The following is a 17,217-nucleotide window of genomic DNA, read 5'->3' on the forward strand; positions in this document are numbered from 1 at the left end:
GGCAGGCATGACCGCGTTGCCAACATTCGAAAAGGCAAAAATATTGGTAGTCGGCGACGTGATGCTGGACCGTTACTGGTTCGGCGATGTGAGCCGCATCTCGCCGGAAGCGCCGGTGCCGGTGTTGAAGGTGAGCAAAGTGGAAGAGCGTCCCGGCGGCGCAGCCAACGTGGCGCGCAACATCGCCGCGCTGGGGGCGCATTGCACATTGCTCTCGGTGGTCGGTGCGGACGAGGCGGGTGACTGCCTGCAACGGCTGCTGACCGAGCAGGGTAAGGTGACCGCGATGCTGCACCGCGACGACACCATCTCGACCACGATCAAGCTGCGTGCTGTTGCGCGGCAACAGCAACTGCTGCGCATCGATTTCGAGACGTCACCCAGCCATGAAGTGCTGAACGCGAAGCTCGCGGATTTCCGCGCCAAGTTGGCGGGCGCCGATGTGGTGGTGTTGTCCGATTACGGCAAGGGCGGCTTGGCGCACATCGCCGAGATGATCCGGTTGGCGCGAGCAGCGGGCAAGCCGGTGCTGGTCGACCCCAAGGGCGACGACTACGCGCGTTATCGCGGCGCGACGTTGCTCACCCCCAATCGCAGCGAATTCCGCGAGGTGGCAGGCAGCTGGAAGAGCGAGGACGATCTCACTGCCAGGGCCGAAAATCTGCGCAAGGAACTGGAGCTCGACGCGCTGCTGGTGACGCGCAGCGAAGAAGGCATGAGCCTGTACCGCGCCGGCGGTGCGCTGCACGAGCCGACGCAGACACGCGAAGTGTTCGACGTCAGCGGCGCGGGTGACACCGTGATCGCCACGCTGGCGGTGATGCTTGCGACCGGTGAGGGCTTGCCGGAGGCGATGCGCATCGCCAACCGCGCGGCGGGCATCGTGGTGGGCAAGCTGGGGACGGCGGTCGTCAGCCGTGATGAGATCATTCAAGACATGGGGTTGTAGGGGCGCGATTCATCGCGCCCATTTTTTGGTGCATCGGGCGCGATGGCTCTGCATAGCCATTCCACTAATCCATCAAAAAACGATGGATAAGTGGCTGGTTAATCGCGCTTCTACGGTTGAATTTTAGAGGGGATGTCATGTATTACATCGTCACCGGCGCTGCCGGCTTTATTGGTTCCAACCTCGTCAAAGCGCTCAACGAGCGCGGCGAGAACAACATTATCGCGGTGGACAATCTCAAGCGCGCCGACAAGTTCAAGAATTTGGTGGATTGCGAGATCGCCGACTATCTCGATAAGCAAGATTTCCTGAAGAAACTGCAGGATGGTTTCTTCGACGGTCTGGTGAGCGCGGTGCTGCACCAGGGCGCGTGTTCCGACACCATGGAGACGGACGGCCGATACATGATGGAGAACAATTACCAGTACACACTGGAGTTGCTGAACTACTGCCAGAACGAGGAGGTGCCGTTCCTCTATGCTTCGTCCGCCTCGGTATACGGGGGCGGCGGCGTGTTCAAGGAGAGCCGCGAATACGAGTCGCCGTTGAACGTGTATGCCTATTCCAAGTTCCTGTTCGACCAGGTCGTGCGCCGCCGCTGGCACAAGCGCAGCGCGCAGATCGTCGGTCTGCGTTACTTCAATGTGTACGGTCCGCGCGAACAGCACAAGGGGCGTATGGCTTCGGTCGCCTACCACTTCTTCAACCAGTATCGCGCCGAGGGGCGCGTGCGTCTGTTCGAGGGCTGCGACGGCTACGCCAACGGCGGACAGCTGCGCGACTTCGTCTCGATCGAGGACGTGGTCAAGGTGAACATGTATTTCCTCGACAACCCGCACAGATCCGGCATCTTCAATCTCGGCACCGGTCTGGCACAGAGCTTCAACGACGTAGCCGTGGCGACCGTCAACACTCTGCGCCAGGCCGAAGGTAAGCCGGCGCTGAGCCTCGCCGAGCTGCAGCAGCAGGAACTGATCAGCTACATTCCGTTCCCCGATGCCTTGCGCGGCAAGTACCAGAGCTATACGCAGGCCGACATCGGAGCGCTGCGCAATGCGGGGTATGCCGAGCCGTTCCTGAGCGTAGAGCAGGGCGTGGCGCGCTACGTGGAACAGATGCTCAAGGCTGCTTCCTGAGATGTACCCGTCCATAGAAGACTTTGTCGGCAACACGCCGCTGGTCAGGCTCAAGCGCATTCCCGGCGAAACTTCCAATGTCATTCTGGCGAAGCTGGAAGGCAACAATCCCGCCGGCTCGGTGAAGGACCGGCCCGCGCTGTCGATGATCACACATGCCGAAGCGCGCGGTGACATCAAGCCGGGAGACACCCTGATCGAGGCGACTTCCGGCAACACCGGTATCGCGCTGGCGATGGCCGCGGCGATGCGCGGTTACAAGATGATCCTGGTGATGCCTGAGAATCAGAGTGTGGAACGCCGCCAGACCATGCGCGCGTTCGGCGCAGAACTGGTGCTGACGCCGAAGGAAGGCAGCATGGAACTGGCGCGTGACACGGCGGAGCATCTGCGCGACGCCGGGCGAGGCATCATCCTCGACCAGTTCGCCAACCTTGACAATCCGCTGGCGCACTACGAGGGCACCGCGCCGGAGATCTGGCGCGACACGCAGGGCCGGCTCACGCACTTCGTCAGCAGCATGGGCACCACCGGTACCATCATGGGCTGCGCGCGTTTCTTCAAGGAACAGAATCCGAACATCCAGATCGTCGGCGTGCAGCCGGAAGAGGGGGCGCAGATCCCCGGCATCCGCAAGTGGCCCGAGGCTTATCTGCCGAAAATCTACAGTCCGAAGAATGTGGACAAGCTCGAATACGTCAGCCAAACGGATGCGGAAGAGATGACGCGCCGCCTGGCGCGCGAGGAGGGCATCTTCTGCGGCATCTCGTCCGGCGGCGCGTTGAGTGCCGCGCTGCGCATCTCGCAGCAGGTCGAGAATGCGGTGATCGCCTTCATCGTGTGCGACCGCGGCGATCGTTATCTCTCCACCGGCGTGTTCCCCGCATGACATTGCGGCTGGCAAACGGCCTGGTACTTCGCTATCTCAAGACCATCGAGATGGTCGGGGTGTTGATGCGCATATTCAGTTTCACGCTGGTGAGCTGGCTGGGGCCGGAGAGCCCGTTCCTGTTCGTCTGGGTGTTCAACACCATCGATGCGGTGATGCTGTCGTGGTGCTCCGCGCTGAAGAAGGATGCCGCCTATACCCTGCTCAATGTGTTCTGGATCATGGTCGGCGTGATCGGCATCTCCCGCGCCAGCGGCTGGCTGTAAACCGTACGATTTTGCCGATCAGTACTCGGCCTGCGCGATCCTGGATCTGGATAAGGCCGGGTTCTGCGCGAAGTAGCGTTTGACTCCGCCGATGATGGCCCCCGCAAGTTTCTGCTGATACTCCTCGTCGTTCAGGCGGCGCTCCTCGTCAGGGTTGCTGATGAAGGCGGTCTCGACCAGGATGGACGGGATGTCCGGCGATTTCAGCACGGCGAAGCCAGCCTGCTCGACATGACCGCGATGCAGGTCGTTGATGTTGCCCAGTTCATTCAGCACATGCTTGGCCAGCTTCATGCTGTCGTTGATGGTGGCGGTCTGTGACAGGTCGAGCAGCGTGCGCGCAAGATACGGATCCTTCACGGCGATGTTCACCCCGCCGATCAGATCGGCCTCGTTTTCCTTCTTTGCGAGCCAGCGCGCCGCGGTGCTGGTCGCGCCGTGTTCGGACAGCGCGAATACGGACGAGCCGCGCGCGTCCGGTTTGATGAATGCATCGGCATGGATCGAGAGGAACAGGTCGGCATTCACCTTGCGTGCCTTGGCGACGCGTCTGCCGAGCGGGATGAAATAGTCTCCGTCGCGGATCAGCACGCCGCGCATATTCGGCTGGTCGTCCACCATCGCCTTGACCTTGCGGGCGATCGTGAGCGTGACATTCTTTTCGTGCGAACCGTTCCGGCCGATTGCGCCGGGGTCTTCGCCGCCATGTCCCGCATCGATCGCGACGATCAGCGTGCGTGCTCGCAGTTCCGGCATCGCCGGTGAAGTTGCAGCCGGCGCGCTGGCTGCGATGCTCAGGCTTTGTTCCAGCTTGGGTTTTCCCTCGATTTCCACTTGGGCGCTTGGCTTGGCTGCCGTGGACGGGGGCTGCAGTGCGGCATCCTTGGGCTGCTCCAGCAGCGCCATCAGTGGGTCGGACGGCTGGGCAGGGTAGACGTCCAACACTAGGCGGTGTCCATATTCGCCCACGGGCTTGAGGTCGAACAGTTGTGGTTTGGCCTCGCCCTTGAGGTCGAGCACCAGGCGCACTACACCAGGCTTGAAGCGGCCTACACGCACGCTTCGGATGTAAGGATCGGTGCTGCCGACGAGCTTGGTCAGGCCGTTGAGCGCGTCGCCGATCTCGACGCCTTCCAGATCGATCACCAGGCGTTCGGGATTCTTCACCGAGAACATGTTGTGCTGGATGGGCTGCTTCGATTCCAGCGTCAGGCGCGTATAGTCCTGCGCCGGCCAGACACGCGCCGACGTGATTGCGGTGGAGGCATGAGTCTGCGGCAGCCACAGCAGTGCCGTAAAGGTGAAGAGTGTTACAACCGCTCTAAGCATCGTTTGCCCATCTCTGTGTTGGCTCGAATCTGTGCTTCGCGTCCCTCGTTCAGGATCGCAAGGTCGATCTCCACATCGGCCCGCGGAATCAGTCCCTGCGCCTTCTCCGGCCATTCGATGAGGAATACGTTATGACCATCGAACTCGTCGCGGAATCCGGCGGATTCCCATTCTTCCTCGTCGCGCAGGCGGTACAGGTCGAAGTGGCGCAAGTCTAACCCAGCCGCCTGATACGGCTCAACCAGCGTGTAGGTCGGGCTTTTGACCCGTCCCTGGTGGCCCAGCGCGTTCAGCACGCCACGCACCAGTGTGGTTTTGCCTGCACCGAGGTCGCCGTGCAGGTAGATCACCATGCCGGGTTCGAGACATGAAGCGAGGCGTTGTGCCAAGGCGAGGGTCGCGCCTTCGTCGGCGAGAGCGAGGCTGATTCGGCTATCATCTGAACTATGCAAATCGAACATCCTCAACAGGTAGACTACGCGGCGCTCACAGCGCAGATACGCGCGTGGGCGCATGAACTCGGTTTCCAGGCCGTGGGCATCAGCGACACTGACCTGTCCGCGGCGGAGAACGGCCTGCTGGAATGGCTCACCCTCGGAATGCACGGCGAGATGGATTATATGGCAAATCACGGCACTAAACGCAGCCGCCCGGCGGAGCTGGTGCCGGGCACGCTGCGGGTTATCTCGTTGCGCATGGACTATGCGCCGCCCGCTGCGCGCGACAGCCGGCAGGTTCTGGCGGAAGGCGATCGCGCCTTCATTTCGCGCTATGCGCTGGGACGCGATTATCACAAGGTACTGCGCAACCGGCTGGCGAAACTGGCGGACAAGATACGTGGAGCAGTCGCGGAATTCGATGGGCGCGTGTTCACCGATAGTGCGCCGGTGATGGAAGTCGAGCTGGCGAGCAAGGCCGGTCTGGGCTGGCGCGGCAAACACACCTTGTTGCTGTCGCGCGAACGCGGTTCCTGGTTCTTTCTCGGCGAGATCTACGTGAACCTGCCGCTGCCGCCGGATGTGCCGCAACAGGAGCATTGCGGTACTTGCACGCGTTGCATCGACGTGTGTCCCACCAGGGCCATCGTTGCGCCGTACCGGGTGGACGCGCGCCGCTGCATCTCCTATCTCACCATTGAGCTTAAGGGCAGCATTCCTGTGGAACTGCGCCCGCTGATCGGCAACCGCATCTACGGTTGCGACGATTGCCAGTTGGTGTGCCCGTGGAATGGTTTTGCACAAACGACGCTGGAGCCCGATTTCGCCGTGCGCCACGGCTTGGACGACGTGTCGCTGGTGGAGCTGTTTGCGTGGGATGAAGCCGAGTTCAAGTTCCGCCTTGCAGGCAGTGCCATCTACCGTATCGGTTTTGAGCAATGGCTCCGGAACATTGCAATTGCATTAGGCAATGCGCCGAAGAGTGCGGAGATCGTGGCTGCCTTGCAGGCGCGTGTGGAGCATCCGTCAGAGCTGGTGCGCGAACATGTGGTGTGGGCGCTTGCCCAACAGTTTAGGACCAACGACTAGGCGAGGTCGCTTGCTTGACCAGTCAGACGCCCAACAGTTTTTATCAGTAAATAAATCGATCCCGAAGCTCTTCCAGGTTCAGTTCGCGCAATATCTGCTCCAGCCGCTCCCGCGCATTCTTGCGCGGTGCGCCCTGGCGGCGGGCGATGATGAGCTCGTTCTTCATCGAGTGTTCCCAGCCGACCAGTTCCGTCACTGTCACCTGATAGCCATGCGATTCCAGCAGCAGGCAGCGCAGCACGTTTGTAAGCTGGCTGCCGAATTCTCGGGTGTGGATGGGGTGGCGCCAGATCTCGGAGAGTGGGGTCAATCCGAATGACTGGTTCTTGCGTTTATTTAGCACCGAAGCGACTTCGGCTTGGCAGCATGGAACCAGCACGACGAACCGGGCCTGTTTATGGAGTGCGAACCGGATCGCGTCGTCGGTAGCAGTGTTGCAGGCATGCAGTGCAGTGACGACGTCGATGCGTTCCGGCAGTAGCGGCGAGTGGATGGATTCCTCCACCGACAGATTGAGGAAGGACATGCGCGCAAAGTTCAGCTTGTGCGCCAACTCGCGCGATTTCTCCACCAGGGCCTCGCGCGTTTCGATGCCATATATATGTCCGGTACTTCGCGCCTTGAAAAACAGGTCGTAGAGGATGAAGCCCAGATAGGATTTGCCGGCGCCGTGATCCGCCAGCGTCAGGTTCGGCTGAGAGCCAATGACTTCATTGAGTAGCGGCTCGATGAAGTGGAACAGGTGATAGACCTGTTTGAGTTTGCGGCGGCTGTCCTGGTTAAGCTTGCCGTCGCGCGTGAGGATGTGCAGTTCCTTGAGCAGTTCGACGGATTGTTCGGGTTTGATATCGGGAATGGTATTCATAATGTCGCCGCACTTTAGCCGAATTTTAGCGCCATCACCAGTGCGGTACATGTTGATCAAACTGGCGGTGCGATGGCCTCCCTCAACCATCCAGGCCGCGTGCTAACAAAATAAAATGCAGATAGCATTTGACGGGCTTGGGCGGCTTTGCTATAGTTCGCCTCCTTCTGACGCGGGGTGGAGCAGCTCGGTAGCTCGTCGGGCTCATAACCCGAAGGTCATAGGTTCAAATCCTGTCCCCGCAACCCGGATTCAAAGTCTCTTGCTGACAAGTCGGCGAGGGGCAAAAAAGAAGTTCGAAATTAAAGTTGACAGCAAGTTTTTAGTCACTATAATGCGCACCTCTTCGCTGCCACGGCAGCTGCTCTTTAAAAGTTAAACAAACAACCGACGAGTGTAGGTGCTTGGTTTTTGGGAAGTTTCGAAGGTCCTTGAGGCTGACGAAACGACTTTAAAAATATAGTAGTACTTACGCAAAGTCGAAAAGAATCATGTCAATGATTCACTTTGAGTAAGACCAGATTCTTAAATGAATCAAGTAACAGGAATTGAACTGAAGAGTTTGATCCTGGCTCAGATTGAACGCTGGCGGCATGCTTTACACATGCAAGTCGAACGGCAGCACGGGTGCTTGCACCTGGTGGCGAGTGGCGAACGGGTGAGTAATATATCGGAACATGTCCGGAAGTGGGGGATAACGTAGCGAAAGTTACGCTAATACCGCATATGCCCTGAGGGGGAAAGGGGGGGATCGTAAGACCTCTCGCTTTCGGAGTGGCCGATATCGGATTAGCTAGTTGGTGAGGTAAAAGCTCACCAAGGCGACGATCCGTAGCGGGTCTGAGAGGATGATCCGCCACACTGGGACTGAGACACGGCCCAGACTCCTACGGGAGGCAGCAGTGGGGAATTTTGGACAATGGGCGCAAGCCTGATCCAGCCATGCCGCGTGAGTGAAGAAGGCCTTCGGGTTGTAAAGCTCTTTCAGCTGGAAAGAAAACGTATCTATTAATACTAGATGCGGATGACGGTACCAGCAGAAGAAGCACCGGCTAACTACGTGCCAGCAGCCGCGGTAATACGTAGGGTGCGAGCGTTAATCGGAATTACTGGGCGTAAAGCGTGCGCAGGCGGCTTTTTAAGCCAGATGTGAAATCCCCGGGCTTAACCTGGGAACTGCATTTGGAACTGGAAGGCTAGAGTGTAGCAGAGGGGGGTAGAATTCCACGTGTAGCAGTGAAATGCGTAGAGATGTGGAGGAATACCGATGGCGAAGGCAGCCCCCTGGGCTAACACTGACGCTCATGCACGAAAGCGTGGGGAGCAAACAGGATTAGATACCCTGGTAGTCCACGCCCTAAACGATGTCAACTAGGTGTTGGGGAAGGAGACTTCTTTAGTACCGCAGCTAACGCGTGAAGTTGACCGCCTGGGGAGTACGGTCGCAAGATTAAAACTCAAAGGAATTGACGGGGACCCGCACAAGCGGTGGATTATGTGGATTAATTCGATGCAACGCGAAAAACCTTACCTACCCTTGACATGCCAGGAAGATCGCAGAGATGTGATTGTGCCCGAAAGGGAACCTGGACACAGGTGCTGCATGGCTGTCGTCAGCTCGTGTCGTGAGATGTTGGGTTAAGTCCCGCAACGAGCGCAACCCTTGTCATTAATTGCCATCATTCAGTTGGGCACTTTAATGAGACTGCCGGTGATAAACCGGAGGAAGGTGGGGATGACGTCAAGTCCTCATGGCCCTTATGGGTAGGGCTTCACACGTAATACAATGGTCGGTACAGAGGGTTGCCAACCCGCGAGGGGGAGCTAATCTCAGAAAGCCGATCGTAGTCCGGATTGTTCTCTGCAACTCGAGAGCATGAAGTCGGAATCGCTAGTAATCGCGGATCAGCATGTCGCGGTGAATACGTTCCCGGGTCTTGTACACACCGCCCGTCACACCATGGGAGTGGAATCTGGCAGAAGTAGGTAGCCTAACCGTAAGGAGGGCGCTTACCACGCTGGGTTTCATGACTGGGGTGAAGTCGTAACAAGGTAGCCGTATCGGAAGGTGCGGCTGGATCACCTCCTTTCTAGAGATATCCAGGACTGAGTGCCTACACTCATCGGTTGTTTAACAAGGTAACGAGCTGGTAAGGGCTTAGGCTCGAAGCAGGCTCGAAGTAAGTTTGGGTCTGTAGCTCAGCTGGTTAGAGCACCGTGTTGATAACGCGGGGGTCGTTGGTTCGAGTCCAACCAGACCCACCAGAGTAGTAAAACGGGGGTTTAGCTCAGCTGGGAGAGCACCTGCTTTGCAAGCAGGGGGTCGTCGGTTCGATCCCGTCAACCTCCACCAATACCTTGTTTTAGTCATTAGTCGCTAGTTTTTAGAGATGCAGCCGCAACTGCATTGGAATTCTGAGAGCTACCGACTAACGTCTAACGACGAAAGTTTGATCTTTAAAAATTTGGAAGAAGTAAAGAAAGTGATTCTCACTGAAACGAGGATGGGCAACCGTCTGAGTGGAAGTGGAAAAACTAAATGGGTTTTTGATTGTATCAAGTCGATTCATGCTAGTCGTATGAATCGGACACAAATGCGAAACACCTATGGCGCTTCGATCGAAAGGTCGAGGGCTTAACGTTATAGGGTCAAGCGAATAAGTGCATGTGGTGGATGCCTTGGCGATTACAGGCGATGAAAGACGTGTTAGCCTGCGAAAAGCTACGGGGAGCTGGCAAAAAGCTTTGATCCGTAGATCTCTGAATGGGGAAACCCGGCCCTTTGGGTCATTCCCTGCTGAATACATAGGCAGGGTAAAGCGAACCCGGCGAACTGAAACATCTAAGTAGCCGGAGGAAAAGAAATCAACCGAGATTCCGTAAGTAGTGGCGAGCGAACGCGGAAGAGCCTGCAAACTTTAGCTTCTGTATTAGAAGAACAGTCTGGAAAGTCTGGCCATAGTGGGTGATAGCCCCGTAAGCGAAAATACAGGAGTGGAACTAGGTTTGGAACAAGTAGGGCGGGGCACGAGAAACCCTGTCTGAACATGGGGGGACCATCCTCCAAGGCTAAATACTCGTAATCGACCGATAGTGAACCAGTACCGTGAGGGAAAGGCGAAAAGAACCCCGGAAGGGGAGTGAAATAGAACCTGAAACCGCATGCATACAAACAGTGGGAGCCCGCAAGGGTGACTGCGTACCTTTTGTATAATGGGTCAGCGACTTACGTTCAGTAGCGAGCTTAACCGAATAGGGGAGGCGTAGGGAAACCGAGTCTGATAAGGGCGATAGTTGCTGGGCGTAGACCCGAAACCAGATGATCTATCCATGGCCAGGATGAAGGTTGGGTAAAACCAACTGGAGGTCCGAACCCACTAACGTTGAAAAGTTAGGGGATGAGCTGTGGATAGGGGTGAAAGGCTAAACAAATCTGGAAATAGCTGGTTCTCTCCGAAAACTATTTAGGTAGTACCTCATGTATCACTCTCGGGGGTAGAGCACTGTTATGGCTAGGGGTCTATTGCTGATTACCAAACCATTGCAAACTCCGAATACCGAGAAGTGCGAGCATGGGAGACAGACATCGGGTGCTAACGTCCGGTGTCAAGAGGGAAACAACCCAGACCGCCAGCTAAGGTCCCCAAGACACAGTTAAGTGGAAAACGAAGTGGGAAGGCTAAAACAGTCAGGAGGTTGGCTTAGAAGCAGCCATCCTTTAAAGAAAGCGTAATAGCTCACTGATCGAGTCGTCCTGCGCGGAAGATGTAACGGGGCTCAAACTGTGCACCGAAGCTGCGGATATGTACTTTGTACATATGGTAGGAGAGCGTTCTGTAGGCCTGCGAAGGTGTCTCGTGAGGGATGCTGGAGGTATCAGAAGTGCGAATGCTGACATGAGTAGCGATAAAGGGAGTGAAAGGCTCCCTCGCCGAAAGCCCAAGGTTTCCTGCGCAACGTTCATCGGCGCAGGGTGAGTCGGCCCCTAAGGCGAGGCTGAAAAGCGTAGTCGATGGGAAACAGGTTAATATTCCTGTACCTCAATATAATGCGATGTGGGGACGGAGAAGGTTAAGCAAGCTAGGTGTTGGACGTCCTAGTTCAAGCGTGTAGGGAGATCTCTTAGGCAAATCCGGGAGGTCAATTCTGAGGCGTGATAACGAGCGGCCTTGTGCTGCGAAGTTGCTGATACCAAGCTTCCAAGAAAAGCCACTAAGCTTCAGTTATATTGGGACCGTACCGCAAACCGACACAGGTGGGCAGGATGAGAATTCTAAGGCGCTTGAGAGAACTCGGGTGAAGGAACTCGGCAAATTAGCACCGTAACTTCGGGAGAAGGTGCGCCCCGGTAGGTTGTAGTCCCTCGCGGACGAAGGCCGATGGGGTTGCAGTGAAATGGTGGCTGCGACTGTTTAATAAAAACACAGCACTCTGCAAACACGAAAGTGGACGTATAGAGTGTGACGCCTGCCCGGTGCTGGAAGATTAAATGATGGGGTGCAAGCTCTTGATTGAAGTCCCAGTAAACGGCGGCCGTAACTATAACGGTCCTAAGGTAGCGAAATTCCTTGTCGGGTAAGTTCCGACCTGCACGAATGGCGTAACGATGGCCACACTGTCTCCACCCGAGACTCAGCGAAGTTGAAATGTTTGTGAAGATGCAATCTACCCGCGGCTAGACGGAAAGACCCCATGAACCTTTACTGTAGCTTTGCATTGGACTTTGATGGGACCTGTGTAGGATAGCTGGGAGGCTTTGAAGCGGTGACGCCAGTCATCGTGGAGCCGACGTTGAAATACCAGCCTGGTGTCATTGAGGTTCTAACCTAGACCCCTTATCGGGGTTGGGGACCGTGCATGGTAGGCAGTTTGACTGGGGCGGTCTCCTCCCAAATTGTAACGGAGGAGTACGAAGGTATCCTAGGTACGGTCGGACATCGTACTGATAGTGCAATGGCAAAAGGATGCTTAACTGCGAGACTGACAAGTCGAGCAGATACGAAAGTAGGTCATAGTGATCCGGTGGTTCTGTATGGAAGGGCCATCGCTCAACGGATAAAAGGTACTCTGGGGATAACAGGCTGATTCCTCCCAAGAGTTCATATCGACGGGGGAGTTTGGCACCTCGATGTCGGCTCATCACATCCTGGGGCTGTAGCCGGTCCCAAGGGTATGGCTGTTCGCCATTTAAAGTGGTACGTGAGCTGGGTTTAAAACGTCGTGAGACAGTTTGGTCCCTATCTGCCGTGGGCGTTGGAAATTTGAAGGGACCTGCTCCTAGTACGAGAGGACCGGAGTGGACGAATCTCTGGTGTACCGGTTATCACGCCAGTGGTATTGCCGGGTAGCTAAATTCGGAAGAGATAACCGCTGAAAGCATCTAAGCGGGAAACTCGCCTTGAGATAAGATTTCCCTGGGGGCTTGACCCCCCTGAAGGGTCGTTCGAGACCAGGACGTTGATAGGCTGGGTGTGGAAGCGCAGTAATGCGTTAAGCTAACCAGTACTAATTGCCCGTGAGGCTTGATCCTATAACGTTAAGTAACAAAGGCGTTTCGCAACGCACAATCAAAGACACAGAAACTTTACTTCTTCCAGATACGGTTCAGCGCAAGAGCCTCAAAACTCAACCGATGAACCACAGACATGGCAGGCGACAGAACACCGTCGATTGCCGAACAGTTTGTCTGACGACCATAGCGAGTTGGTCCCACTCCTTCCCATCCCGAACAGGACAGTGAAACGACTCCGCGCCGATGATAGTGTGGATTCCCATGTGAAAGTAGGTCATCGTCAGACTCCTTACAAGGCAGCGCCCTCATTGAAGAGGGCGTTGTTATTTAATGCGATCTGGGATTGCCATGCATTTGAAATGCGGTGGCAATTCAGACAACGCAAGCCGTTTTGAAGCTGTAAAAACGGGTCGTTAGCTCAGCTGGTAGAGCAGCGGACTCTTAATCCGTTGGTCGAAAGTTCGAATCTTTCACGGCCCACCAAATATAAGGACTTAGGTACCCCCTAAGTCCTTTTTATTTTGGCTTCGATTCGGCGTTAATATCGCTTTCGGCATGGATTTTACTCGGCGCTTCATTTATCATGTCGCGTCGATTAAATTCGTAAAAGAATTGGCGGGTCTCCCCGCATTGCAGGTCGGTGAACCTGGTCAGGTCCGGAAGGAAGCAGCCATAACCGATCACTGCAAGTGCCGGGGGTAAGGCTCGCCTCCTATTTTTTGTCCAGGGGGGGGCGATGAGAAAAGTTGGTTTGTTGTTAGGTGCAATGCTGTTCAGCGGTAGCGTGCTTGCGGTGGACGGCGTTTCTGTCGAGTATGGCAAAGGCAATGCGACCGAGATGGCGCGCGTCGGAGCCCTCTGGAATTGGGATAAGCAGTGGTTCACCGAGGGTAACTGGCTGGTGACGGGCTTCTGGGAGGCCTCTGTCGGGTCCTGGCGCGGGAAGAGCGCAATAGGCAATAATCAGACGATTACCGACGTGGGCGTGACCCCGGTATTCCGTTTGCAGCAAAAGAATCCGGTCGGATTCGCTCCCTATGCGGAGGGGGCTATCGGTTTTCATTTGATTACCCCGACTTTTATTTACGCCAACCGCCACTTCGGCAGTTCGTTCCAGTTCGGCGATCACCTCGGGGTCGGGGTGCGTTTCGGCGACCATCAGCAATTTGACCTGGGGTATCGCTATCAACATCTTTCTAACGGCGGGATCAAGAAGCCGAATCAGGGTATCAATTTCAACCAGGTTCGTTTTACCTATCACTTCTAACGTGGTGCAACTTGTCAGCCACAACTGTTCTCGCGCGTAAATGGCGTCCTAAAACCTTCGCGCAATTGGCGGGGCAGGAGCATGTGGTCAAGGCGCTCAGCAACGCGCTGGCGCAAAATCGGCTGCATCATGCCTATTTGTTCACCGGCACACGGGGGGTCGGCAAGACCACCATCGCGCGCATCTTCGCCAAATCGCTGAACTGCGCGACAGGAGTCACTGCGACACCCTGCGGCGAGTGCAGTGCCTGCCGGGAAATCGACAGCGGCCGTTTTGTCGATCTGATCGAGCTCGATGCCGCCTCCAATACCCAAGTGGACAGCATGCGCGAACTGCTGGAAAGCGCCCTGTATGCGCCGACCAGCGGGCGCTTCAAGGTGTACATCATCGACGAAGTGCACATGCTGTCCAAGTCGGCATTCAACGCGATGCTGAAGACGCTGGAAGAGCCGCCGGGGCACGTGAAATTCATCCTGGCTACTACCGATCCGCAGAAGATTCCCGTTACCGTGTTGTCGCGGTGCCTGCAATTCAATTTGAAGCAGCTGCCGCCGACATTGATAGCGGCGCATTTGCAGCATGTGCTGGAGCAGGAGCAGATCGCTTTCGAGGCGGGAGCTGTCGCGCTGATCGCGCGGGCGGCGCAGGGCAGTATGCGCGATGCACTGAGCCTGATGGATCAGGCTATCGCCTTTTCCGATGCCAAAGTGGAAGAGATGGTGGTGCGCACCATGCTCGGGGCGATAGACCAGAGCTATCTCTTCGATTTGCTGGATGCTTTGCGTGGACAGAATGGCGTTGCGTTGCTTGAGATCGCCGACAGCATGGCTGCGCGCAGCGTGTCGTTTGACGCGGCATTGCCGGAGTTGGCGACATTGCTGCATCGCATCGCGCTGGCGCAAACCGTGCCGCAGGCGATTGCCGAGGATGAGCCGGAACGCGCGCGCTTGCTGGAACTATCGCAAGCTTTCACGGCCGAGGATGTGCAGCTTTGTTATCAGATCGCCATACATGGGCGCGACGAGATCGACCTGGCGCCGGACGAATACGCGGGTTTTACCATGACGCTATTGCGCATGCTGGCTTTTGCGCCGGCGAAGGGAGCTCAGCGCGCGGTCATGGCCGTCCCGCCCGCTCCGGTGCGCGCGGCACCGCCTGCAAACCAGCCTGAGAGGCTTCCCGAAGCGCCGTTAGCAGCGCGGGCAACGACCGAGGTTGTATCACCCGGCCGGCCGGATTGGGGTGTGTTGCTGGCGCAATTGAACGTGCAGGGTATGGCACAACAGTTGGCGAAGCATTGTGTGCTGGAAAGTTTCTCCGATGGGCAGGTCACCTTGCGCCTGTCGCAGGATCAACGGCATTTCCAGACCAACAAGATGGCGACTGACAAGCTGCAGGCCGCATTGAGCGATTACTTCGCCAAGCCGGTCAGGTTGAATATCGTGCTGGGCAAGGACGAAGCAGCGACGCCCGCCGTTATCGAGCAACAGGTCAAGCAGTTACGGCAGCAACAGGCTGGCGATTCGATCGCACAGGATGGTTTTGTGCGTGCGGCACAAGCGGAGTTGGATGCCAGCCTGATGGCGGATTCGATTGAACCAATACAGTAAGTTTTAAGGAGTAGATGAATATGTTGAAAGGCGGATTGGGCGGGCTGATGAAGCAGGCGCAGCAGATGCAGCAGAACATGCAGAAGGCGCAGGCTGAACTGGCCAACATCGAGGTGGAAGGGCAGGCCGGTTCCGGCGTGGTCAAGGTCACCATGACCTGTGGACATGAAGTGCGCCGCGTATCGCTGGATGACAGCGTTCTGTCCGACGATAAGGAGATGCTGGAAGATCTGATCGTGTTGGCGCTGAACGACGCGATGAAGAAGGTCGAGGCGACCTCGCAGCAGCGCATGAGCGGCTTTACCGCCGGCATGGGCTTGCCGCCTGGCATGAAGCTGCCGTTCTGATGATCGGGATGATGCCTTCCCATCTGGATGAACTGATCACTGCACTGCGTTGTTTGCCAGGTGTTGGGCCTAAGTCCGCCCAGCGCATGGCCTATCATCTGCTGCAGCGCGACCGAGCTGGCGCGCAGCACCTGGCGCAATCGCTGGAGCGCGCCATGGCGAGCATCAAGCACTGTTCCAAGTGCAATAATTTCTCTGAGCAAGAGGTCTGCGCGTTGTGCGCGTCGCCCAAGCGCGATGCGGGCTTGCTGTGCGTGGTCGAGATGCCGGCGGATCTGCTGATGATGGAGCAGACCCAATGCTATCGCGGTATGTATTTCGTGCTGATGGGGCGGCTCTCGCCGCTGGATGGCATCGGCGCCAGGGAATTGCATTTCGACCGGTTGGTCAAACGTGTACAGGAACATTCCTGCGAAGTGATTCTGGCGACTAATTTCACCGTAGAAGGCGATGCCACGGCGCATTATCTGGCAACCTTGCTGCAATCTCAAGGTGTTAAGGTGTCGCGTATCGCCCGCGGTTTGCCGGTGGGCGGGGAGTTGGAGCAGGTGGATAGCGGAACGCTGGCGCAGGCCATGCTGGAGCGGCGCGAGGTATTGGCATGATCGAGCAGGGCGAAAAATTACAGAAAGTATTGGCGCAAGCGGGATTCGGTTCGCGCCGCACCATGGAAGAGTGGATCTCCGCCGGGCGCGTCAGCGTGAACGGTGAGCCCGCCACGCTGGGTATGCGCGTGGTGGAAGGGGATTTAGTGCGGGTGGATCGCCGGACAATCCGTGTCGGAGAGAAAGAGCATGCGATACGCGTCTTGCTGTATCACAAGCCGGAGGGAGAGATCGTCAGTCGCGACGATCCGGATAAGCGGGCGAGCGTATTCGACAAGTTGCCCAAGCTGCGCGGCCAGAAGTGGATCGCCATTGGGCGGCTTGATTTCAACACGAGCGGCTTGCTGATCTTTACCACCTCCGGCGAGTTGGCGAATCGACTGATGCATCCGCGCTTCGAAGTCGAACGCGAATATGCCGTTCGCGTGCAGGGAACCATGACGGACGAGCAGATGAAGCAAGTGCTCAAACAGGGCGTGGAACTGGAGGACGGCCTGGTCAAGTTCGAGAAGCTTGATGACGAGGGAGGCGAAGGGTTCAATCATTGGTATCGCGTGATGCTAAAAGAGGGACGCAATCGCGTGGTGCGCCGCACTTTTGATGCGCTGGGGCTGCCGGTCAGCCGTCTGATGCGGGTGCGCTTCGGTATAATCAATCTGCCATCGCGCCTTAAGCGCGGCATGACCGCCGAACTGGGTGAAGGGGAAGTGGGGCAGGTGCTGGATTGGGTCGGAATGACGGCTGACGAAGACGAGACACCCAAAGTCGCAGTACCTCCGGCCATGCATGGCCGGAAGGCTGCTGGAGGCAGGGAAAGGACGCATACCGCCGGACGGAAGGGCGGGGCATCCATTCCCCGCACAAGCAGCGGAAAAAGTAAAACTGGTGTAAAACGCTGACTATCACTAAAATTCAA

The 17,217-nt window shown here is 56.9% G+C and carries 13 protein-coding genes, 4 tRNA genes, 3 rRNA genes and 1 other RNA gene; 18 read left to right on the forward strand and 3 right to left on the reverse strand.

Annotated elements, in window-relative coordinates:
• Positions 1-7 precede the first annotated feature (7 nt).
• The 4 genes from rfaE1 (at position 8) to FGKAn22_RS04880 (ending at position 3,240) form a co-directional block, all read left to right on the forward strand.
• Positions 8-949 (forward strand): D-glycero-beta-D-manno-heptose-7-phosphate kinase, encoded by a 942-nt coding sequence (gene rfaE1 / locus FGKAn22_RS04865; protein WP_212786856.1) that lies wholly within the window; start codon positions 8-10, stop codon positions 947-949.
• 137 nt (positions 950-1,086) lie between these two features.
• Positions 1,087-2,085 (forward strand): ADP-glyceromanno-heptose 6-epimerase, encoded by a 999-nt coding sequence (rfaD, locus tag FGKAn22_RS04870; protein ID WP_212786857.1) that lies wholly within the window; start codon positions 1,087-1,089, stop codon positions 2,083-2,085.
• A gap of 1 nt (position 2,086) precedes the next feature.
• A complete protein-coding gene (gene cysM / locus FGKAn22_RS04875; RefSeq protein WP_212786858.1) occupies positions 2,087-2,974 on the forward strand; it encodes a cysteine synthase CysM in 888 nt (295 codons plus the stop codon).
• Positions 2,971-3,240 (forward strand): CBU_0592 family membrane protein, encoded by a 270-nt coding sequence (locus FGKAn22_RS04880; protein WP_212786859.1) that lies wholly within the window; start codon positions 2,971-2,973, stop codon positions 3,238-3,240. Before cysM ends, FGKAn22_RS04880 begins: the two co-directional genes overlap by 4 nt.
• Positions 3,241-3,258: 18 nt before the next feature.
• Here the strand turns inward: FGKAn22_RS04880 and FGKAn22_RS04885 are convergent, their stop codons facing one another.
• Both FGKAn22_RS04885 and tsaE read right to left on the reverse strand, forming a co-directional pair.
• On the reverse strand, positions 3,259-4,569 hold the full coding sequence (locus FGKAn22_RS04885) for an N-acetylmuramoyl-L-alanine amidase (RefSeq protein ID WP_212786860.1): 1,311 nt from the start codon (positions 4,567-4,569) through the stop codon (positions 3,259-3,261).
• Positions 4,551-5,021, reverse strand: a complete 471-nt coding sequence (tsaE, locus tag FGKAn22_RS04890; RefSeq protein WP_343214996.1) for a tRNA (adenosine(37)-N6)-threonylcarbamoyltransferase complex ATPase subunit type 1 TsaE — start codon at positions 5,019-5,021, stop codon at positions 4,551-4,553. The genes FGKAn22_RS04885 and tsaE overlap by 19 nt, the downstream gene beginning before the upstream one ends.
• Here tsaE and queG point away from each other — a divergent pair.
• Positions 5,016-6,095: a tRNA epoxyqueuosine(34) reductase QueG gene (gene queG / locus FGKAn22_RS04895; protein WP_212786862.1), complete on the forward strand. Its 1,080-nt coding sequence runs from the start codon at positions 5,016-5,018 to the stop codon at positions 6,093-6,095. The genes tsaE and queG overlap by 6 nt on opposite strands.
• Positions 6,096-6,138: 43 nt before the next feature.
• Here queG and FGKAn22_RS04900 read toward each other — a convergent pair whose 3' ends face one another.
• Entirely contained in the window at positions 6,139-6,960 is an 822-nt protein-coding gene (locus FGKAn22_RS04900; protein ID WP_212786863.1) for a class I SAM-dependent methyltransferase, read from the reverse strand.
• A 171-nt stretch (positions 6,961-7,131) separates the two neighbouring features.
• Between FGKAn22_RS04900 and FGKAn22_RS04905 the strand changes: the two genes are divergently transcribed.
• The 13 genes from FGKAn22_RS04905 to rluB all read left to right on the forward strand — a co-directional run bounded on the left by FGKAn22_RS04905 (position 7,132) and on the right by rluB (position 17,200).
• Positions 7,132-7,205: transfer RNA gene (locus FGKAn22_RS04905), tRNA-Met, on the forward strand.
• A gap of 305 nt (positions 7,206-7,510) precedes the next feature.
• Positions 7,511-9,050, forward strand: a 16S ribosomal RNA gene (locus FGKAn22_RS04910).
• A gap of 98 nt (positions 9,051-9,148) precedes the next feature.
• Positions 9,149-9,225 (forward strand) — tRNA-Ile (locus tag FGKAn22_RS04915).
• A 12-nt stretch (positions 9,226-9,237) separates the two neighbouring features.
• Positions 9,238-9,313 (forward strand) — tRNA-Ala (locus tag FGKAn22_RS04920).
• Positions 9,314-9,607: 294 nt separating this feature from the next.
• A 23S ribosomal RNA gene (locus FGKAn22_RS04925) occupies positions 9,608-12,490 on the forward strand.
• A 155-nt stretch (positions 12,491-12,645) separates the two neighbouring features.
• Positions 12,646-12,758 (forward strand): 5S ribosomal RNA (gene rrf, locus FGKAn22_RS04930).
• Together the 16S, 23S and 5S rRNA genes with 4 tRNA genes alongside form the textbook arrangement of a ribosomal RNA operon.
• 121 nt (positions 12,759-12,879) lie before the next feature.
• Positions 12,880-12,955: transfer RNA gene (locus tag FGKAn22_RS04935), tRNA-Lys, on the forward strand.
• A 131-nt stretch (positions 12,956-13,086) separates the two neighbouring features.
• Positions 13,087-13,185: signal recognition particle sRNA small type (gene ffs / locus FGKAn22_RS04940), an RNA gene on the forward strand.
• Between the two features lie 23 nt (positions 13,186-13,208).
• Positions 13,209-13,739, forward strand: a complete 531-nt coding sequence (locus tag FGKAn22_RS04945) for an acyloxyacyl hydrolase (RefSeq protein ID WP_212786864.1) — start codon at positions 13,209-13,211, stop codon at positions 13,737-13,739.
• Between the two features lie 11 nt (positions 13,740-13,750).
• A complete protein-coding gene (gene dnaX, locus FGKAn22_RS04950; protein WP_212786865.1) occupies positions 13,751-15,349 on the forward strand; it encodes a DNA polymerase III subunit gamma/tau in 1,599 nt (532 codons plus the stop codon).
• Positions 15,350-15,369: 20 nt separating this feature from the next.
• A complete protein-coding gene (locus FGKAn22_RS04955) occupies positions 15,370-15,696 on the forward strand; it encodes a YbaB/EbfC family nucleoid-associated protein (RefSeq protein ID WP_212787152.1) in 327 nt (108 codons plus the stop codon).
• 8 nt (positions 15,697-15,704) lie between these two features.
• Entirely contained in the window at positions 15,705-16,301 is a 597-nt protein-coding gene (recR, locus tag FGKAn22_RS04960) for a recombination mediator RecR (RefSeq protein WP_212786866.1), read from the forward strand.
• Positions 16,298-17,200: a 23S rRNA pseudouridine(2605) synthase RluB gene (rluB, locus tag FGKAn22_RS04965; RefSeq protein ID WP_212786867.1), complete on the forward strand. Its 903-nt coding sequence runs from the start codon at positions 16,298-16,300 to the stop codon at positions 17,198-17,200. The genes recR and rluB overlap by 4 nt, the downstream gene beginning before the upstream one ends.
• Positions 17,201-17,217 lie beyond the last annotated feature (17 nt).

The organism is Ferrigenium kumadai (assembly GCF_018324385.1).
GTDB classification, from domain to species: Bacteria; Pseudomonadota; Gammaproteobacteria; order Burkholderiales; family Gallionellaceae; genus Gallionella; species Gallionella kumadai.